The organism is Caulifigura coniformis (assembly GCF_007745175.1).
Classification (GTDB): domain Bacteria; phylum Planctomycetota; class Planctomycetia; order Planctomycetales; family Planctomycetaceae; genus Caulifigura; species Caulifigura coniformis.
Window position 1 is genome coordinate 6,217,162 of record NZ_CP036271.1, and the last position, 20,758, is coordinate 6,237,919.

12 protein-coding genes are annotated in these 20,758 nt (G+C 63.6%); 4 read left to right on the top strand and 8 right to left on the bottom strand.

What is annotated here, in order from left to right; all coding sequences use genetic code 11:
* Positions 1-51: 51 nt before the first annotated feature.
* Both pabB and Pan44_RS24945 read right to left on the bottom strand, forming a co-directional pair.
* Positions 52-1,494, bottom strand: coding sequence for an aminodeoxychorismate synthase component I (gene pabB, locus Pan44_RS24940; protein WP_145034453.1), 1,443 nt, complete (start codon positions 1,492-1,494; stop codon positions 52-54).
* Between the two features lie 194 nt (positions 1,495-1,688).
* Positions 1,689-7,034 (bottom strand): beta strand repeat-containing protein, encoded by a 5,346-nt coding sequence (locus Pan44_RS24945; protein WP_145034454.1) that lies wholly within the window; start codon positions 7,032-7,034, stop codon positions 1,689-1,691.
* A gap of 441 nt (positions 7,035-7,475) precedes the next feature.
* On the opposite strand from Pan44_RS24945, the gene Pan44_RS27635 reads away from it, so the two are divergent.
* Entirely contained in the window at positions 7,476-7,652 is a 177-nt protein-coding gene (locus Pan44_RS27635) for a hypothetical protein (protein ID WP_197453638.1), read from the top strand.
* Positions 7,653-7,747: 95 nt separating this feature from the next.
* On the opposite strand, the gene Pan44_RS24950 is transcribed toward Pan44_RS27635, so the two are convergent.
* Positions 7,748-8,128: an acyl carrier protein gene (locus Pan44_RS24950; RefSeq protein WP_145034455.1), complete on the bottom strand. Its 381-nt coding sequence runs from the start codon at positions 8,126-8,128 to the stop codon at positions 7,748-7,750.
* Between the two features lie 35 nt (positions 8,129-8,163).
* Positions 8,164-8,826 (bottom strand): tyrosine-type recombinase/integrase, encoded by a 663-nt coding sequence (locus Pan44_RS24955; protein ID WP_197453639.1) that lies wholly within the window; start codon positions 8,824-8,826, stop codon positions 8,164-8,166.
* Positions 8,827-8,957: 131 nt separating this feature from the next.
* On the opposite strand from Pan44_RS24955, the gene Pan44_RS24960 reads away from it, so the two are divergent.
* The 3 genes from Pan44_RS24960 to Pan44_RS24970 all read left to right on the top strand — a co-directional run bounded on the left by Pan44_RS24960 (position 8,958) and on the right by Pan44_RS24970 (position 14,165).
* Positions 8,958-9,836, top strand: coding sequence for a radical SAM protein (locus tag Pan44_RS24960; protein ID WP_231754162.1), 879 nt, complete (start codon positions 8,958-8,960; stop codon positions 9,834-9,836).
* 129 nt (positions 9,837-9,965) lie between these two features.
* Positions 9,966-12,839 (top strand): WD40 repeat domain-containing protein, encoded by a 2,874-nt coding sequence (locus tag Pan44_RS24965; protein ID WP_145034457.1) that lies wholly within the window; start codon positions 9,966-9,968, stop codon positions 12,837-12,839.
* Positions 12,840-13,097: 258 nt separating this feature from the next.
* Complete coding sequence (locus Pan44_RS24970) at positions 13,098-14,165, top strand: BPSS1187 family protein (protein WP_145034458.1); 1,068 nt, start codon at positions 13,098-13,100, stop codon at positions 14,163-14,165.
* Positions 14,166-14,215: 50 nt separating this feature from the next.
* On the opposite strand, the gene Pan44_RS24975 is transcribed toward Pan44_RS24970, so the two are convergent.
* The 4 genes from Pan44_RS24975 to Pan44_RS24990 all read right to left on the bottom strand — a co-directional run bounded on the left by Pan44_RS24975 (position 14,216) and on the right by Pan44_RS24990 (position 20,622).
* Complete coding sequence (locus tag Pan44_RS24975) at positions 14,216-14,632, bottom strand: organic hydroperoxide resistance protein (protein ID WP_145034459.1); 417 nt, start codon at positions 14,630-14,632, stop codon at positions 14,216-14,218.
* 108 nt (positions 14,633-14,740) lie between these two features.
* Positions 14,741-15,049 (bottom strand): hypothetical protein, encoded by a 309-nt coding sequence (locus Pan44_RS24980; RefSeq protein ID WP_145034460.1) that lies wholly within the window; start codon positions 15,047-15,049, stop codon positions 14,741-14,743.
* A gap of 23 nt (positions 15,050-15,072) precedes the next feature.
* The gene (locus tag Pan44_RS24985) at positions 15,073-17,103 is read right to left on the bottom strand and encodes a M13 family metallopeptidase (RefSeq protein WP_145034461.1); all 2,031 of its coding nucleotides are present in this window, start codon (positions 17,101-17,103) and stop codon (positions 15,073-15,075) included.
* Positions 17,104-17,430: 327 nt separating this feature from the next.
* Positions 17,431-20,622 carry a valine--tRNA ligase gene (locus tag Pan44_RS24990; protein WP_145034462.1) on the bottom strand — a complete coding sequence of 1,064 codons (3,192 nt, stop codon included), beginning with the start codon at positions 20,620-20,622 and terminating at the stop codon, positions 17,431-17,433.
* Positions 20,623-20,758: the final 136 nt, after the last annotated feature.

Sequence of the window (20,758 nt, forward strand, 5' to 3'; positions counted from 1 at the left end):
CGAAATTCCAGCATGGCCCTTTCCGGGGCCATGCTTTTTTTGTGGCCCCTGTTATTCCTGCCGACCGGCCGGCGCCAGGGCCCGCAGGAGGCCTTCCACCTTGTGCAGGGTTTCGTTGTACTCGGATTCGGGGTCGGATTGGGCCGTGATTCCGCCGCCAGCCGGGAAGTGCAGCACGTTTCCAGTCTGCGTGAACGTGCGGATCAGGATGCTGCTGTCGGCCTCGCCGTTGAACCCGAGATAAAACAGGGTTCCGCAGTACGGCCCGCGGGGGACCTGTTCGAGTTCCGTGATGATTTCCATGGCGCGGATCTTCGGCGCGCCGGTGATCGATCCTCCCGGAAAGGTCGCCGCCAGCAGGTCAAAGAAATCAAACCCAGCTCGCAGAGTGCCGCGGACTTCGGACACCAGGTGCTGGACTGTTTCGTACGTTTCGACGCCGCACAGCTGCGGGACGCGGATGGATCCCGGGCGGCAGACGCGCGACAGGTCGTTGCGGAGCAGGTCGACGATCATCACGTTCTCGGCCCGGTCCTTGTCGCTTTCGCGGAGCTCGTCGCGGGTGAAGAGATCGGCCTCGACGCCGGCCCGACGGGCCCGCGTCCCCTTGATCGGCCGCGTTTCAACTTCCGCTCCGCTGAGTCTGAGGAACCGCTCTGGAGACGCGCTGATCACCTGAAGGTCGCCGGCGTCGTAGTAGGCTGCAAAGGGGGCCGGATTCACGGCGGCGAGCCGGGCATAGAGTTCGGCGGCCGGCATCGTGACAGGCGCGGAGAATCTCTGGGAGAGATTGGCCTGGAAGATGTCTCCCGCATGGATGTAGCGGACGACGCGCTGGACGGCTTGAACGTAGCCCGGGCGATCGAAGTTGCTTCGCAGTCCCGGCAGACGCGCGAACACATCCGATGGGCTGGAGGGCGCCGGCGCTGAACGGGGGGCGAGATCCTGGCCGGGCCGGTCGGGTTCGTTCAGTGCCGCCTTGATCGCCGCGAGGCGAGCAGCCGAGTCGCAGCCGCGCTCGCTGTCGAGGGGCTGCACGATGATCCAGGCGCGATTGTCGAGGTGGTCCCAGGCGAGAACCCAGTCGTACAGGCCGAGCGAGATGGCCGGCGCCACCGAGTTCCCCAGCGAGGGGAGGCGTTCCCACAGCTGCCCGGCTTCGTAGCTGAGAAGGCCGACGATTCCCCCCTGGAACGGCGGAAGCCCCGGAACGGAGGGGGCTGAAGGGCGCGCGAGCCAGTCGCGCGTGGGCTGAAAGACGCCTGTGGTCCGATCGGACGTGGTCCCATGGCCTGCGCGGGTGTCCGCCAGCGTCTCCAGGCTGATTTCGGCCGTCCGGACAGGATCCGCCGTCAGGAACGAATACCGTCCGAGTCCCGGTCGCTGGAGCGTGCTTTGAAACAGCGCCGCCCTCGGCCAGGTCTGGAGGCGGGCCAAAGCCAGCTCCGGGCGGGGCGGGAGAGGGAGTTCAACGACGAGGGGGACGTCACTCATACGGCAGAGTTATACGCCGGTCGCCGGCGATTCCACATTCTCATCGACGGCGTCTTTTGGGCCTCGTTCGAAGGAGTCACCTCGCGCCCCTCCGGGAACGTGGCTTCGTCGCGTCGTCCAAAAAGAAAACAGCTCCGCTTCGATGGAAGCGGAGCTGGGTCGGGATTTGAAGCGTTCCAGCCTGCGTCCAGCCCTTACGGGAAGATCGCGGGCAGCGTCGGATCGGGCAGCGTTCCGACCGGCACGGTGAGCCAATCGAAGGCGTTGAAGCCCGAGTAGATCAGGTTGAACTGGTTGTTTCCGATGTTGTTGCCGAACGCATCCGGAGCCGAGCCGTCGAGTTCGATCCGCAGCGTGGAGGAACCGAAGCCAGGGAACGGCAGTTCGCCAAGGATCGGGTCGCCAATATTCCGCGTGGCATCGCGGAGGATGGCCGGGTTGGTGAACGGCGGGTTCGGTCGGTCGACGTTCGTGGCTCCGGGGATGCCGACGTTGGTGTTGTTGTAGAACACCGAGAAGTTTTCGCCGGAGACGTCGATCGATCCGCCGCGGTTGTTGCGGAACTGGAGGTCGAGGCGGATCAAAGGATCGCCGAAGCTTCCGGTCGCCGGCGACTGGGTGGAGATGAACCCGTCCATGTAGACGTCGCGACCGACGTTTCCGGAGAGCTGGTTGTTCTCGATTTCGGCGATCACACCGCCGAGGCCGAGGTTCCAGTTCGGGGCCGAGGTCAGCGAGGTGTCCTCGAAGCCCGACGTTCCGACGCGAACCACCAGGCCGCCGAGGGTGCTGTAGGAATCCTCGCCATCGGCATCTTCCGCGACGCCGCCGTTGTTGTTGATGAGGTTGTTGGTCAGCCGCATCTCCGTGACCGGTCCTGGGCCCGGAACGTCGTTCACCCAGTTGATGAAGAACGGTGCGATAGGCCCCGGAGGAGTGTTTCCACCGGCTCCGAGGTTTGTGCCTCCGATGTGTCCATAAGAGTACATCTCGTGGTTGCTGTCGAAGTCAGCCAGCCAGGAGTCGGCCGTGTATCCAGTGAACGGCGTTCCCTGGGCAGCTCCGCTGGTGCCGAGCACGGTCACGTTGAGCGCGGCGTTGACGACGTAGAAGCCTTCCCGCGAGTTGCCAGAGATGTTGTTCCCGTCCCAGAAGGTTTCCAGGTGGGAGCCTTCGGCGGTGAGGATGTTCACGCCGCGACCGTTGTTGTTGATGATGCGGTTGTTGTTGGCCTCAAGGATCGTCTGTGCTCCGGCGGCCGTAACGATCTCGACACCGTCGCCGATGATGTTGACCGCGTTCGATGTACCGGCCTGCTGGATCTGGAAGAGACCCGAGTAGAGGCCGTTCTGCGAGACGAGGTTGTTGTTGAACTCGATGCGTGCGATGGCGCTCGAGCCCTGCGTGTTCTGCACGTTGAAGCCGTCTTCGCCGTTGGAGACGATGTCGTTCCCGAGGATCGAGATCCGCGTCGTCCGCGGTTCGCCGGCCACCGTGCTCGGCACAGGCGACTTGTCGAGGTAGACGTGGATTCCGTCTTCCGCGTTTCCGGCGATCCGGTTGTTGAGGATCGAGAGGATCGGAAGTTCCAGAGTTCCGTCGCCGTCGGTGTCGATCAGGAAGCCGCCGTTGTTGAAGCCTTCCAGGACGCCGCCAGGGTTGTCCGGATCGATGAAGTCGATTCGGCCGAGGGCGATGCCGTGGCCTTCCGTGACGACGTCCAGGACACCGTCGCCATCCGCGTCTTCGCCCGCGTCGAGGATTCCGTTGCGGTTAGTGTCCTCGTTGAGGAGGAAGCCGTTGTTGGTGATGGTGTTGAGTTCCCAGACACCGGTGATCGCACCATTGTCTCCGCCGTTGAGCGGCGATGCGACGTCGCGGCCGGCGCCGATGAAGTCGTGCGTGTCGGTGAAGGTCCGGGCTTCGATGCCGCTGAGGCGGTTGCCGGAGATCGTGTTCTCACGAATGTTGACTTCGAGCAGGGCACTGGCCTCGGCCCGCAGCTGGATGCCGCGTCCCGCGGTCCCCTGGGTGCCGTCGGTCAGGAAGCCGTTGTTCAAGAGAAGGTTGTTCGTGATCTCGAAGTTCAGCACTTCCTGCGGACCGAACGGAATTCCGCCGTTGTTGGCCGCGATGTCGATGCCGTCGTTGAGGTTGTTGACGATGTCGTTGTCGTTGATGACGAAGTTGTCGATCACGGAGCTGTCGTTGCGGCGGACCTGGATGCCTTCGTCGTTGTTGGCGATCAGGTTGCCCTGGTAGGCCTCGCCCTGGTAGGTCATGGCTCCGATGAACAGGCCGTTCAGCTCTGCGTCGTCGACCGTGCTGCCGACGCCGGCGAGGTCGGAGATCGAGGTGTCGCCGTTGACTTCGACATAGATGCCGGCGCCATCGTTTCCGTCGGCGACGTTGTACGTGTCGGGATCGGCGAGGTCGACGCCGGTGCCGGTCGGGTTCACACCGATGATGTTTTCGGCGATGAGGCCTTCGAGGTAAGCGGCCGGCTGGACGTTCGTCGTCGGATCGACCGGCGGAACGCCGTTGTCCTGTTCCGAACCGTTCAGGATGAGGGCGATGCCCTGGCCGGCGAACCGCGGATCAATCGCGTCAAACGTGTTGATGATGGTGTTGCGGGTGATGACGACCTTCGCCTCGACGGCGTCGCCTTCGAGCGGCGTTCCCGTTCCGGGGGCCGGCCGGTCGTCGGAGGCGGTGAAGATCAGGCCGATCGCCGCGTCGGCGTTGCCGTCGAACAGGTTGTTGTCGATGACCAGGTCGAGCGTGCCGCCGCGGATTTCGCCGCCGATGCCGAACGAGGTGTCGTCGTTGGTCTCGCTGCCGAGGAACTGGTTGCCTGAGATCACACCGGAGATCGTGGCGTTGGTGGCGTCGAACAGGATGCCTGCACTGCCGGAGACGCGGCGGTCGAAGGTCGTTCCCGAGATCGTGCCGAGGTCGATGATGCCGCCGTCGCCCGCGACCCGCAGGATCGCACCGAGGTTGCCGGTGGCGTTGGCGATCGAGAGCTGATCGACGTTGATCACGCCGCCATCGTTGGCCTCGAGGACGATTGCGTCCTGGCCGTTGTTGCTGACGTTGTTGCCGGCCCCGATCGACACGTTCGCGACCGATCCGACGCCGTCGGCGACGACGCGGACGCCCGAGCCGGCGTTTCCGGTCATCGTGTTGCCGACGAATCCGAGGTCGATGACGCCGTTGCCGTTCGTGTCGACTGTCGTTTCCGAACTCGGCACGAACAGGGTTCCGCCGTTGGCGGCTTCCATGCGGACGCCGTCGCCGGCGTTGGAGTTGAACTGGTTCTGGGCGACGGTCGAGAGGGTGAGCGTGCCGTTGTCCGCCAGGGCGACGAATCCGGCCGAAGTGGTGTCGGTGTTGGAGTTCAGCGTATTGCCGATGACGTTGACCATGAAGTCGCCGCCGTTGAGAGCGGTGACCTTCAGGTTCGTGTCGTTTCCGGTCGCGGTGTTGTTGAGGATGCCGGTGGGCCGGGTCAGCGAGTTCTGGTCGGTCGCCGAGATGACGCCGGTGTTCTCGGCGACGATCGCGATGCCGACGCCCGGATCAATCACGCCGTTGAGGTTGGAGTCGACCGTTTCGCCGACGACGCCCGTGACGGTGTTGTTGGCGACGAGCAGGTCGAGGTCGCCCGCCTGATGCCGGACCTGGATGCCGGCGGTCGCGGGGGCCTGGCCGGCCACAGTGACGTTGGTGATGCGGCCGTAATCTTCGTTGACCAGCCCCAGGAGAGGGGTGGTGTCGGACGTGATGTCGATGCCGACGTTCTGCGTGGCGATCGACAGGCTGTTGAGGTTGAAGCTGTCGATGCCCGTGCCGCGGATGCCGGCGGCCGTTGCGCCGCCATCAATCTGGAACGCGGAGACCTCGTTCATGTTCGCGAGCGTGACGACGTCGACGCCCGGATTGCCGGTGTTCGTCAGCAGCGGAGCATTCGTGGAGGGCGTGTAGGGCAGCTCGAACTGTCCGGCGACGCCGTTCAGAATCGCGCTGATCGTGTGCCGCGTGCCGTCGGCGCGGAGCGAAGCGCCCAGGAGCCGCTGGCGGTCGAACAGCGTGACGCCGGTATTCAGGTTGGTGTCCGAGCTGTCGTTCCGGGCCTGAACCAGGATGATGTCGTAGTCGGACTGGATCCCGTCGGCGAGTGACTCGAACTCGAGGATCGACATGTAGGGGGACTGGACGAACCCGGTTCCCGGGGCCGTCGCATTCGGATCGATATGGGCGATCCGGAGCGGATTGCCGTCGTTGGGATCGATCGCGAGGGTCTGCGTGGTGACCGACTGGGTGCCGGCGGCGACGCGGTAGTTACGCTTGTCCGATTCGGTCAGAGCGTCGCGGACGCGTTTCGGGCGGAACCAGCGGGACGGGGCTCCGTCCGGCAGGGTGAATTCCATGTTGACGGAGAGGTTTCCGCCGAAGATCTCGTCGCTGGTGACGAGCGTGTTGATCAGGAAGTCTTCGGTGACCTGGGCCTCGACGCGGGCGCTCACGCCCATCGAGTTTTCGGCCTTGTCGGCGTGGAGGTAGTAGGTGCCGACGCCCGCTTCCCAGCCGTAGCGGCCGAGGTAGGGCAGGGGCATCGATGCTTCGAGATCGAAGCGGCGGTACGCGGTTTCGAGCTGGGAGACGATGTTCAGGCCGACGTTGTCGTCGACGAAGAACGTGCTTCCGACGGCGGCGCCGTACTGATCGGTGGTGCTGCCGATGGGCAGGGCGAATCCGCCGCGCCAGGTGAGATACTTGCCGACGCTGGCGAAGTGGGCACCCAGCTGGTTGTACCAGGAGTGGTGTCCGCCGTCGCCGTCCCACCAGAAGGTGGCCGACCAGACGCGGTTGTCGTCGGGGGTGTAGAAGCGGTAGCCGACACCGAGGTTGGCCATTCCGCGGCCATCGTTGGTGACGTTGGCCCGCGGCTGGATGTACCAGAGGGCGTCCGAGCCGCTGGTTCCGAGCGGGACGAAGGCGTTGAGCGACGTGTAGCCGTTGTTGGCGCCGTAGATTTCGCCCTGCACGTGCTGGGCGCGGTAGAGGATCTGCGTCACGTCCTGGGTCGCGGCGTAACCAACGCCCTGTCCCTGTTCGTAATGCTGCAGGGTGCGGTCGGCCAGCCTGGGGGCGTTCTGGTAGGCGTTGTATGGGGTGACGTACTGCTGGGCCGGCACGGCGTACTGGGGTTGAGCCGGGGCCGCGTACTGGGCCTGGGCCATGCGGCTGGGGCCGGCGGCCATCGAAGCGGATGGATCGCTCAGGCCGACGATACCCTGGGCCTGGGAGACAGAGGCGGCGCCTCCTCCCAGTTTGACGACCCCCTCAGCTCCGGGCGTCTGACCCCACGCGGTGGTTCCGACCGCTCCCGAGAGCATGGCGACGCCGAGCGCCGCCCGCATGCGGGGCATTCTCAACATCCGGGAAGGCCGACGGGTGGTGAACCCCAGCGACCGAACGGCGCCGGTTCCGCGATTCATCAGCCTGTTCAGCCAGCTCTTCCAGGTCGCGTTCATCGATTGCTCCGGCGTCCTGCCGCACGTGCCCCCAGATCACTCTGTCTGCGTGGCGTTCCGGCGTGGTGAGCGTCGGGACAATCCGCGCACTGCCCCCGCATCCGCGGGTTCAGTCCGTACAGAGTGACTCTGCCGAAAATGGCAGTTCTTCTGGTTTTTCGGATATCGCGGGTCGCGAAGTTGAGGGCGAATGTTCAACTGCGCAGAGTTTGACGACGGTTCCGTTTGTGACGGACGTGCCGGTTATGCTGGCGTTTCGGCGTAAAGGCTGTCTGGGTAATGGTTAGTGCGCGTTCTTTGGCGGCGATGGAGCTGGCGTGATCCGCGGCCGTTGACAATGCGTTCGGGACACGGTGGGAATCCTTCGTGCGTCCGCGTACGCTCTGGGCGCGGGCTTCCGTCGGAGGCTGCCCGACATCAACCTTTCAAGGATCTGCAACAATGAAGACGTCATTCGCCGTGCTGTCGCTGGCCGGACTTGCTTTGACCGCTGCGGGCTGCGCCAAGCCGGAAGAACCGAAGCCGACCACGCCGCCGGCTGCTGAGACCCCCGCTGCTGACGCTCCGGCCGCCACGCCGCCGGCCGCTCCCGCCGAAGCCCCGGCGACCGCCCCCTGATCCGGCAGCGTCTGCCGGTGATGACTGTGAGAAGAAAGACACCCCGCGAATCCCGCGGGGTGTTTTCGTTCAGGGAGGGGATTTTCGAGAAACGCTTATGGGCTCGCCGATTCGCCGGCCGCGTCGGCCACGATCTCCCAGATCGCTGCCACGGAGAACAACTGCTGCCAGTGAAATGGGCCCGTGGGTAGCTTTTCGGCCATGAGTGGAAAGGCCTGCTCGATTCGGCGGCGAGATTCCGGCAGAAGAACTCCCGTCTCGTCGACTTCCCAGTCGCTGGCGGAGAGTCTCGAGAACTGCGGGGTGACGCCAAGGGCCTGACGACATCGAAAGCCGAGGTCGATAATGTCGATCGATTCCCCGCCGAGGTCGGCAAAGAAGTTCGATTCGGGAGTCACTTCCTCCAGATCAACGGCGAGCGTGTCGGCGACAATCTCGCGAACCGCTTCCCACGAAACGACTTTCAATTCGCTCATCACTGTTCTCCAGGGGCTTGGTCAATGGGAAAGGGCTACTCGGGGGCGACGCGGAGCAGTTCGGCGCCGACTTGATCGGCGAGGGTGGAGTAGTCCTCGGTGACGAACTGCTGATAGATGGCGGTGACCATGGGGTGGGCATGTCCGAGCTGACGCTGGGTAAAGAGCAGGTTCCCGCCGGTACGCTTGTAGGCCAGATAGCCGTAGGTGTGACGCAGAAGTTGAACGCTGGCCCGCTCTCCGAGACCGTGACTCGACAGAATCTTCACGACTCGGCGGTATAGGACCGTGCGGTCGAACGGTCGGCCCTTCTCCGACAGAATCAAAGCCTGGTTCTCATCTTTTGCATCCATCCCGGTGGGCAGAAACCGCGACCTGGGACCTGATATGTACTGCTTGGCGAGCCGCGCCAGCAGCCTGGGAATGTGAACCTTTCGGTCTTCGGTGCGAGTGCCAGCGACGCAGAAGAAGGGGCGTCGCGAGCCGAGGTCCGCATCGACGAGCCGGAGATTACAGAACTCGCTGTTCCGCAGGCCTGAGAGCGACAGGCAGGCGACAATGAGTTGATCGAGAAGGGCCGAATCCCGGTCACTCCGGACGGCCGTGCCGATGGCACAAGCCAGACTTTCGATCAGGTCGCCGAGTTCCTGCTCGTCGAGGAACATTTCGCGTGTGAGGATCCAGGGCGTTTTCGACATTGTGCTCATTTCTGATCTGTGTTGTGCGAAATGGTGACAGCGCATTTCTGATCTGTCAAGAGATTCTCGCCGCGCAGGAGAAGTCTGACGCTGCGTGAGCGCCTAAGATTCCATTCCTGCTCCCGCGTCCTGTGACCAATCGCAAAGCCTTGTCTTCTCTTCCCCAGTACCGTTCGCATTCCCGCAAGTACGAACTCAACCGGTTCGTCTATCCGGTCCTGTCACGCCGCAGCCGCGGGATCTCGATCGGCGTCAACCTGAATCCCGACAAGGTCTGCAACTTCGACTGCATCTACTGCCAGGTCGATCGTCGGAGCGAAGCGGAGACGCGGTTCGTCGAACTCGACCAGGTGCTCGAGGAGCTGGCGCATGTCGTCGATCTCGTCGTGACGGGTGAACTGTTTCGGGACGAGAAGTTCCAGAGCGTGCCGCCAGATCTGCGCCGGCTGAACGACATCGCTTTTTCGGGAGACGGGGAGCCGACGACCTACCGGAATTTCGACGAGATCATCAGCCGCGTGGCGCAGTTCAAGCGGGCCCGCGGTCTCGACGACGTGAAGATGGTGCTGATTACGAACGCCACCATGTTTCACCGGCCGCCGGTCGTGCGGGGCCTGGCGATCCTGGACAAGAACAACGGCGAAGTCTGGGCCAAGCTCGATGCGGGGACGGAGCCGTATTACAAACTCATCGATCGCACGGTGATTCCGTTCCAGCGCGTGCTCGACAACATCCTCTCGGCGTCGAAGCTGCGGCCGATGGTGCTGCAGAGCCTGTTCATGCGGGTGAATGGCGAAGCGCCCTCGAGCGCGGAGATCGCGGCGTATGTGCAGCGGATCCGGGACGTCATTGCGGGGGGGGGCCAGATCAAGCTGGTGCAGGTCTATACTGTCGCGCGTCCGCCGGCCGAGAGCTTCGTCAGTTCGCTGAGCGATGCCGAAGTCGACGCCATTGCCGATCAGGTTCGCCGCGGGACGGGGCTGCCGGCCGAGTGCTACTACGGCGGGTGATGCCGCTTCGCTCCGGGGGGCGGGCGTGACCTGTGCCTGACAAGCCGGCGCCGCTAGTCTGGATTGCACGCAGGTGCTGCGTGGAACTCTGAATTTGGCAGGCTGTCTGGCCAGGCGGGAGGCGACCCGATGCGGCTGATCCCCTTCGTTCTTGGGCTCTTGTTCTTCGTCGTGACGCGCGGGGCGCTGGCGGCGCCCCCCGGGACGTCGACCAGCGACCTCATCACCCAGGGGATCGGCCAGCGTTATTCGCGAACTCCCGGCCCGCTGGGGTTCACCAACTGGCCAGTTCCGCTCCATCACATCGTCGCCGCGACGATGGCCTCAGCCCTCTCCCCTGACGGACGTCTGCTCGTCACGGGGGGCGGTTACAACGCCAACGGAGGGCGTCTGATCATCCGGGACCTCGAAACGAAGTCGACGATTCTCACGCGGCAGACGGATCGCGGGCTCCGCCGGATCAGGTTCGTGCCGAACACCGACTGGATCGTGGTGGCCGGCTATGACGGGAAAGCCCGGCTGATGGACGCCCGGACGGGGCGACACATTCGCGAGTTCTCGAGACACACGGCGAACATCGACGGCGTCGCCGTATCTGTGGATGGTTCCCGCATGGCGACCGCGTCTCACGATGGCCTGGTGATGCTCTGGAACCTGCAGACGGGCCAGCACCTGCGGACCTTCACCGGTCACACCAACGACGTCATGACCGTGGCGTTCGTCCCGACGGAACCGCTGCTTGTCTCCGGGAGTCGTGATCTCCGGGTGCTGATCTGGAACATTGAAACCGGGGAACTGGTCCGCGAGTTCACCGGACCGGAAAGCCAGGTCGAGGACGTGGCCGTTTCTCCGGGCGGCACGGTCATCGCCGCGGCCTGCGGCGACCAGAAGACATGGCTGTGGGACCGCGAGACGGGGAAGCTCCTCGGCACACTTCCGGCCCGGCGCGGGCGGCTGAGCTGTGTCGACTTCTCGCCGGACGGCAACCACCTTGCGATGGGAGGTTTCGACGGGGAGGTCACTCTCTGGGATTACGCGCAGCAGTCCATGGTCGTCCGCATCCCGGCCCATCAATCAGCGGTCTTCGCGGTGACATTCTCCGGCGATGGCCAGCTGCTGGCTTCTCATGGCTGGAGCGGGGACGCGAAGTTGTGGAAGAGCGACGGCAGCCTGGTCACGGAGTTCCCGATTGCGTCGGACGCACAGCGTGCGGTGTCGGCTGCTGCGTGGGCGCCCGATGAATCATGCTTTGCCGTCATGGACCTGGCGGGAGGGATCCGGCTGATCTCGCCCGACCAGAACCAGGAACTCGCCAACTTCCGGATCGAGGGACCCCAGGTGTCATCGCTGGGGTTCACGGGAGATGGCCAGCTGATGACGGGGCATATCGATGGTTCGATCCGGACCGTGACCCGTACTGGCGAGGCATCGGAGCCGATTGCCGGTGGACCGCCGAATCGGGCCGGTGTGGCCCGTTTCTCGACGGTCGGACCACACGCGATCGCCGTGCAGTTTCTGGACGGATCGGCCGCTCGAATCGACGTCGGCCAGTCAAAGTTCGTGAGGCTGGGAGAGACCTTCGACTTCGTCCAGGTCGCGACCGACCCGGGACTCGACTGGTTTGCGACGCTGCATCACCCGGGATTCGTCCGCTTCTGGGATGCAGCGACGGGCAAGCCGCTCGCCGGCCAACTGAACCTTCAGGAACAATCGCCTCAGAAGCTGGCCGTCACGTCCGTCGGTTCCCGCCTGATCTGCTCGAACGCCACCGGCCTGATCAACTGCCGGGTCACGCGCACGGGGGACGAGGTCAGCGGCGAGCCGGGGCGCTTTCTTCCGGTCGCGAATGGTCCGCTTCAGGCTCTCGCGATTTCTCCCGACGGGCAGACCGTCGTCGGCCCGCTTCTGGACGGCACGATTCGCGTCCACGGGATTGATGGATCCATGGGAACGACGATCAAGCGGGACAACACGGCCGGGCCGGCTACGGAAGTGATGTTCGGTCCGCGCAGCCAGCGGCTGATCACCATTCATCAGAACGGCCAGGGCTGGTTCTGGGACATCGACAGGGCGAATGCCGAAGTGCTGCCACTCATTTCGATCGCGGCCCATGAGAAAGGGACGCGGTTCGTCAGCTTCGCGCTGGACGATCAGGCGCTGGTGACCAATGGCTACGACGGCAAGGGGTGGGTCTGGGACCTGGCGACGGGCGAGCGCCGTCAATTGATCGGAAAAGACTCGGTCAGCACCTGCGCTGTGAGCCCGGATACCCGGAAAGTGGCGATCGGTCATTTCCCGGCAGGGCTCGATCTCCGGGATCTGCAGTCCTTGGAAACGGAGCGGACTTTCGAGAAGCCGAAACGCGGTCCTTACTCGATTCAGTTCTCGCCCGACCAGAGACGGCTGATCACCTCGTACTACGAAAAGGACCTGATCCTCTACGACCTGGCGGGCGAGACTCCGCCTGTGGCGCTCGGTCCGGCCGCGCTGCCCTGGACATACGCCGTGTTCAGTCCCGACAGCAAGATGTTTGCGGCGTGTACCGGGGACTACAAGCAGCAGTCGATTGTCGGCAGCATCACACTGCACGACGCAGCCACGGGCAACGTCCTGAAAAAGTTCGAAGGCTTCTCGGGCGAAGCGAAGTTCGCCGCATTCGATCCGGAAGGGAGGCGGCTTGCCACGTCGGCCTCTGATAAGGTGGTCCGAGTCTACGATATTGGTTCCGGCGAGGAGCTGGCGGCGCTGAAACAATCGGATACGGCGTTTTCGATCGTGTTCGTTCCGGGAACCGATCTCCTGATCACTGGCGATTACCGGGGCAATCTGCGGATCTGGGATTTCCAGTCAAAGACGCTCGTCCAGTCGCTCAGGGCCCATCCGGACCTGCTCCAGCGCCTGGATCTCAGTCGCGACAAGAGCGCGCTGGTGACGGGGGGAAAAGACGGTTCGGTGAAACTCTGGAAGCTGGTCGGGGAAGGAAATCAGCTCCGGGTGTTTTGAGGTTCGCTTTGAAAGCGAGTGGAACACCAGCCTCATCTGACGCCGGTCCGTCGGCCGGCGGTGAAGTGGCCGCTCAGGCCGGGACTGAACTGACTCACGATTGACCTCTGAAGACGACTGTCTGGCCCGGTCGTCGGTCAAAATCGGCTCGACAGGACGTTCGAAGTTTCTGTGGTGGCCTGCCAGAATGCGCACATTGGGCTGCTGGCGAGTGTGTGCCGGCGGCGTTCTGCGTCTTCGAGCGGTCTCACCGAACTCATGAAGCAAAAATACGGACTCCTGTTCCTCGTCGGCCTGCTGGCGACATCGGTCGAAGCAACCGCTGCGCCTCCGCCTTACCACGATCCCGCGCCGAAGAAGTACGACATCACGGCCCGGGCGAGCGAAATCGATCCGCGGGCGAAAGAGCACCCCGAAGTCGAGTTTGTGTTTACAAAAAACGGCAAGCCGAGCGACGTGGAACACGGCGTCGTTGATACCCGCGTCGCTCCGCAGGGCAAGCTCGTCATCTGGCTGATGGGCTACAACGGCCAGCTGTTCGACCGCATTGCCGGTTACGGACTGCACGGCATCCAGGTGCACTATGCCAACGGCTGGTTTGGCAAGCTGAACAAGGAACCCCCGCCGGATGACCAGCATCTGGGCCGCATTCGGCTTGAAGCCGCCACCGGTGAGGACTTCAGCAAGGCGATCGAGATTCCGAAGCCGGACGGCATGATGGAACGGGCCTACCAGCTCGTGAAGCACCTGTCGAAAGAGCATCCGCAGGGGAAGTGGGAGCAGTTCCTCTCGAAGGACGGTAAAGGGCTCGACTGGAGCAAAGTCATCATGTCGGGCAGCTCGCACGGATCGACGACCTCGGCGCGGTTTGCGCTGCACCAGAAGGTCGACCGCGTCGTGATGTTCTCCGGTCCGCGCGACCAGCTCGAACGGTGGTATGAGCTTCCTTCAGCCACCGAGAAGAACCGCTTTTTCGCGTTCACCCACGTCCTCGACACGGGCTGGAGCGGCGACCACTACTGCAGGTCGTGGCAGCTTCTGGGGCTCAACAAATTCGGTCCCGTCGTGAACGTCGACAAGACTCCGGTGCCCTTCGGCAACTCGCGGCGGCTGATCACTGACGCGGAGGTGAAGTCGAAAGATCCGGCCAAGACGGCTCATGGCGCTTCAACGCCCGGCGGCTCGGCGATCAAGGGGCCGGACGGCAAATACATCCATGAGGATGTCTGGAAGTACCTGTTCCTGCATCCCGTGGAAAAGGTCGGCAAGCCGGTTCCATTCGATCCGGACTGCAAGATCGACCAGACCGTGAGGAAGAAGAAGTAGAACCGGGTTCAACAATCCCGCCCGGAGAAATCCGGGCGGGACGCTTTGATTCAGACGACATTGATTTCGACGTCAATGTTGCCCCGGGTGGCCTTGGAGTAAGGACACATCTGGTGGGCTGCGTCGACGAGTTCTCTCGCGACGTTCGGGTCGATCCCCGGCAGGCTGACGTTCAGCCGGGCCCGCAGCAGGTATCCGCTCTCGTTGGTTCCGAGGTCGACTTCAGCGTCAATCGCGCGATCCCGCGGAAGTGCGACTTTCCGCTCAGCAGCTGCCAGGCCGACTGCGGCCATGAAGCAGGCAGACCAGCCTGCGGCGAACAGCTGTTCCGGGTTGGTGCCGTTGCCGGGGCCGCCCGGCGAGGAAAGGCCGATTTCGAGACGGCCGTCCGAGCTCCTGGCTGATCCTTCGCGACCGCCGGTGGTGTGTGTCTTCGCCGTGTAGAGGACTTTCTGAAGAGTGGTCATCGTAGTCTCCTGTGAACTCGCCGATGTTCGTCACTTCGAACATCGGCTCTGGAAGAACTACTGCCGCTCCGTCGAAACCTTACGTGATCCAGGGCGAAGCATTCGTCGTCACAGCTGCCCCGCGTCGCAGTGCAGGGCGACTTCCCGCAGGATCTCCTCCGGGCATTCGGGCTGGCGGACAAACAACCAGTATTCGACGTTCTGGTTGTTGATGGCGAAGTCGTAGTCGCGGTAGCGGAACTCGATCCAGGCTTCGATCTCGGCCACCGAAGCGATGAAGCTCACGATCTCGACGCCCGGCAGCTTCGCGATGATCTTCCGCAACTGGCCGGGGAGGACGCGCTCGGGCACGTCGGCGAACTGCCGCGAGCCGTCCTTCATCCGGAGGTCGACGATCTTCGGGCCGGGATTCTCCATCGTTGCGACCTGCGACGGCCCGATCACCAGATGTGGATTCGCTCGTTCTCGGGCAGGTACATGGCGTCGCCGGGTTTCACGTTGAAGGCTTCGTAGAAGGGGCCGAAGTTCTTCAGCGGGCCGTTGACGCGGAACTGCGCGGGGGAATGCGGGTCGGTGAGGACCTGCTTGCGGATCGCTTCATCGCGGTACTTCGAGCGCCAGATCTGGGCGTAGCCCATGAAGAACCGTTGATCGCCGGTCAGGCCATCAATTACCGGGGCTTCCTTTCCGCCGAGCGACATCTTGTAGGCCTTGTAAGCGATATACAGGCCGGTGAGGTCGCCGATGTTCTCGCCGAGCGTGAGCTGGCCGTTGACGTGGAGACCTGGGAGCGGCTCGAACTTGTTGTACTGCTCGACGAGCGCCTGCGCCTTGGACTGGAAGCGTTTCGCGTCTTCGGCCGTCCACCATTCGTTGAGGTTGCCGTCGGCGTCGGTCTTGCGGCCCTGGTCGTCGAAGGCGTGGCCCGTTTCGTGGCCGATGACCATTCCGATGCCGCCGTAGTTGGCGGCGTCGTCGGCTTTCGCGTTAAAGAATGGGGGCTGCAGGATGGCGGCCGGGAAGACGATGTCGTTCATCCGCGGGTAGTGGTAGGCGTTGACGGTCTGCGGCGTCATCAGCCATTCGGTGCGGTCGACCGGTTCGCCCAGCCGGGCGAGGTCGCGGTGATAGTCCCACGTCGCCGCGCGGGCCAGGTTGTTATACGGCTCGTTGCGGGAGATCTGCAGGGCCGAGTAGTCCTTCCACACATCGGGGAAGCCGATCTTGGTGTTCAGGCGGGTCCGCTTCTCTTCGGCTTTCACCTTCGTTTCGGCCGACATCCATTCAAGTCCCTGCAGCGACGTCTGGAAGGCGGCGAGGACGTTCTTCACCAGTTCGTCCATGCGGCGCTTCGCTTCGGACGAGAAGTGGCTCTCGACATAGACCTTGCCGACGGCTTCGCCGAGCGACGCGTTGACGGCCTTGACGGCCCGCTGCCAGCGAGGCTCCTGGGCTTCGAGACCTTCGATGAGCTTGCCGTAGAAGTCGAAGTTGGCGTTGACGAAATCTTCGGAGAGCCAGGCGGCAGCGTCGTTGAGAACGTGAAACGTCAGGTAGTTCTTCCAGTCGTCGATCGGCATGCTCGCCAGCAGATCGCCGAGCTTCTCGATGTAGGTTGGCTGAGCGACGTAGAGCTTGTTGATCTTCCCTTCCATGCCGAGCGTGGTGAGGTAGCTCTTCCAGTCGATCTTGCCCGTCAGCCTGCCAAGCTCCGCGACGGCGAAACGGTTGTCGGTCTTGGTGGCGTCGCGGCTGTCTTCGGGAGACCACTGCACATCGGCCAGCTTCTTCTCGAGCGCGTAGACCGACTGCGCCTTCTTCTCGGCATCCGCGATTCCGGCCAGCGTGAAGAGTTTCGCGATGTACTGCGGATAGCGCTGGCGGATCTCGTCGAACTGTTCGCCTTCCTGCAGGTAGTAGTTGCGGTTCGGCAGACCGAGGCCGGACTGGTGGATGAAGACGGCGTATTCGAGCGAGTTGTGCGAATCGACGCCGACTCCGGTTGCGAACGGCCCGACGATCCCGGACTCCTGGAGCTCGGCGAGGACCTTGATCAAGTCGGCGACGGACTTGATGCCGTCGACCTTCTCGAGCTCCGGTTTGACGGGCGTGGCGCCGAGCTTATTAGCGAGGGCTTCGTCCATCAGGCTGGCGTAGAGGTCCGAGATCTTCTTTTTCTCGGAACCGGCCGGGAGGTTCTTCTCGGCGGCCAGCTGCTCGATGATCTCGCGCTGATGCTTGTTGCTCTCTTCGCGGAGGATGTTGAAGCTGCCCCAGCTGGCCTTGTCGGCGGGGATTTCGGTTTTGGCGATCCAGCCACCGTTCACGTACAGAAAGAAGTTGTCCTGGGGGCGGACCGCGGTGTCGAAGCCGGCCTTGTCGATGCCGGAGGTGAGCGGTTCGGCCGCCTTTGCGGTGGGGCTCACCAGGCCGAGGAGGACGAGCAGGAGCAGCGAGAGAGTTTTATTCATGGCGACCGGCTGGTTCCTTCCAGAGGGTAAAATCTGCTGTGCAGCGATGGGGCGTGCATGATGGTCGATGCGCGGCGGCATCTCCACCGTTCTGGATGCGGGACCCAGGGACCGAAAGAATTCACCACGGAGACACAGAGGGCACAGAGATGAGGGAGGGCGCGGAGTGGGGAGTGCTGCTCCGCTTTGAAGGGGGCGGTACTCGGTACTGGGTACTCGGGCGCGATGGTCAGCGATGGCTGGGTGGGACGTCGAAGATCCCCGGCTGCTTTGGGGAAACCGGGGTTCTGCGCCGATGATGGCAACGATCGGCCGGCATCGCCGGCCCTACCCGCCGAGGTCTTTGATGATGGCTTCGATGTTGGCGAGCTGGGTTTGCTGGGTCGCGAGTTGTTCGCGAAGGCCGGTGACGATTTCCACCGGGGCCTTCGAAACGAAGTTCTCGTTCGCCAGCTTGCTTTCGTTGGTGGCGATGAGTTTTTTGATCTGCTCGGCCTGTTTCTTCTGGCGGGCGAGTTCGGCGTCCTTGTCGATCAGGCCTTCCAGCGGGATGTAACCGTCGGCGTCGCCGAGGGTGAAGCTGGCGGCGGCCGCGGGGCGGACGACGCTGGCGCCGGCGGCGGTGAGGACGGCTTTGGCCAGGTTATCGAACTGGCTGGAGACGTTCTGCAGGTCGCTAGCGACGTCGTCGCTGGAACGCATCAGCAGCTTGATCGGCGTGGCCGGGGGAATGCTGTAAACGGCGCGGACGTTGCGGACGGCGATGATCGTGTCCTGCAGGCGGGCGAAACGCTTTTCGAGAGCAGCGTCCTGCCAGCTGGTCGGAGGGGAGGGCCATTGTGCGGCGATGACGGCCGACTCCGCGAGACGTGGAGTCAGTACCGTTGAGGCGTCGCCGTGCGGCAATGCTCGAGTCGGCGCCAGTTCGTTCAACGTCTGCCAGAGTTCTTCACAGATGAACGGAGTGAAGGGCTGGAGCAGGCGGACGATCGTGTCGAGCACGGCGAGCAGGACGCGCTGGGCCGTTTCGCGAGCGGGGTTTGTGGTTCCCGGTTCGGTGCGCAGCCGGGGCTTGATCATTTCCAGGTACCAGTCGCAGAACTCGTTCCACACGAATTCGCGGACGGCGCGGGTCGCGCTGTCGAGCTGGTAGCGGCCGAGCGACGTGTCGATTTCCTGCTGGACGCTCGCGAGGCGGCTGAGGATCCAGCGGTCTTCGAGCTCGAGCTGGTCGGCCGTGACGTCGCCGGGGGTGTAGCCTTCGAGGTTCATGATGGCGAACCGCGCGGCGTTCCAGAGCTTGTTGCAGAAGTTCCGGCCGTATTCGAAACGCTCGATCACGATGCGGGCGACGGGTTCTCCGGCATCGGGCTCGTAGTGCGGCGTCGCGTACTGCGATTCCTTCTTGCACTTGGCGCACTTGATCTTCGGCTTGCCGGGCTTGAACTTCAGGTGGCCGAGCGTCTGGGGGATCGCGGCCTGGCAGTGCGGACATTCGTACGCGACCGGGAGGCGGACGTCCTGCGTTTCGCCGGCGAACGACGCGATGGTGAATCGTGTGCCGTCGCAGCCGTAGCGACCAATCAGTTCGATCGGGTCGACGCCGTTCCCCTTCGACTTCGACATGCCCTGTCCGAAGCCGTCGAGAATCTTGGGATGGACGCAGACGTGTTTGAAGGGGACCTGCTGGAGGTTGTAGAGGCCGGTGAGGACCATCCGCGCGACCCAGAGGGTGATGATGTCGCGGGAGGTGACGAGGACGGAGCCGGGGTAGAAGTAGGGGAGGACGCTGTTGGAGTGGGTAGTGGGTAGTGGGTGGTGGGTAGGAGATTGCTGGGCGACGACATTGGGATCGAGGGGGGGATCGTTTTGTTCGTCGGGCCAGCCGAGGGTGGCGTGGGGCCAGAGGGCGGAGGAGAACCAGGTGTCGAGGACGTCGGGGTCCTGGGTGAAGCCAACTGATTCCAGTTGCGACTCAATTTCGGCGTTCCCGTCCGCAACGCAGATGGAAAACTTCATCTCGCCAGTGTTGACGTCGAGAAGCATCTCGCCGCACGCCGTCTCCGATCCGTGCAATTGAATCCGTCCGCCGGCCAGATCAATCTGCGGGGCACTGAATCCCAGCCCCTCGTAGACCGTGAAGAATTCCTTGGACCTTGGATCGTCGGCTTTGGGGATGATTGAGGCTGTCCACACCGGAATGCGGTGCCCCCACCACAGCTGGCGGCTGATGCACCAGTCGCGCTTTTCCGCGAGCCAGTCCATGTAGGTCTTGGTGTAGCGGGGCGGGAAGAACCGCACGCGGCCATCGGCGACGGCATCCATCGCAGACTGCGCGAGACCCGGTTTGCCGGATTCGTCATCGCCCATGCGGACGAACCACTGCTCGGAGAGGTAGGGTTCGACGGGGGTCTTGGAACGGTCGCTGTGCTTGAGCGGGATCTTGCGGTCTTCGACTTTCTCGAAGTGGCCGAGGGCTTCCATGTCGGCAACGGCGATATCGCGGACTTTGTAGCGGTCGAGGCCGACGTATTTGGTTGCGTCGACGCCGGCGCCGGGCCCGCCTTCCGCCGCGGCCGCGTTGATCGTGCCGTTCGGGTTCAGAATATTGATCAGGCCGATCTGCGGATTGCGCTGGTAGCAGGCGTAGTCGTTCGGGTCGTGGGCCGGCGTCACCTTGACGCAGCCGGTGCCGAGTTCCTTGTCGGCCAGGAGCGCATCGGCGATGACGGGGATGAGCCGGCCGTTCAGCGGCTGCATGACCATCCTGCCGATCAGATGCAGGTAGCGCTCGTCCGTCGGGTGCACGCAGACGGCCGTGTCGCCGAGCATGGTTTCCGGACGGGTCGTCGAGAAGCTGATGCGGTCGCCGGTCGGCTTCCCGGCGTCATCGACGACGGGGTAGTTCATCGTCCAGAAGTGGCCGTCGACTTCCTCATCGTAGACTTCGTCGTCGGCGACGGCCGTCTGCAGGAAGGCATCCCAGTTGACGAGGCGGCGGCCGCGGAAGATCAGGCCGTCCTTGAACATCTTGAAGAACGTGCGGCGGACGGCCCGCGAGCAGACTTCATCGAGCGTGAAGCGGGTGCGGCGCCAGTCGCAGCTGGCGCCCATCTGCTTGAGCTGGCCGAGAATGCGGGCTTCGTAGACGTCTTTCCATTTCCAGATGCGTTCAACGAGGGCTTCGCGGCCGACATCGTGGCGCGTCTTCCCCTCCTCTTCGAGCATGCGGCGCTCGACGACCGACTGCGTGGCAATGCCGGCGTGGTCGGTGCCGGGCATCCACAGGGCCTCGTAGCCCTGCATCCGCCGCCAGCGGGTGATGAGATCCTGGACGGTGCCGTTGAGTGCGTGGCCCATGTGCAGGGCCCCGGTCACGTTGGGCAGGGGGATCATGATCGTATGCGGGGACTTCTCCGCATCGGGATCGGCGTTGAAGAAGCCTTCGCGTTCCCAGAACGGGTACCACTTTTCCTGGGCGGCCTGGGGGTCGTACTGCTTGGGAAGGTCGATGGGCATTGGGATCAGAACGCTTTCGAACGCGGCGGCTCACCCCGGGGGGCGAAACGGAGCGTGAGTTTTTGACGGCAGGCGGGAAAGAGTAGTTATCCCGCGAGGGTTTTGTGAGTGAATGCCGGCCTGAAGCGGACACGCG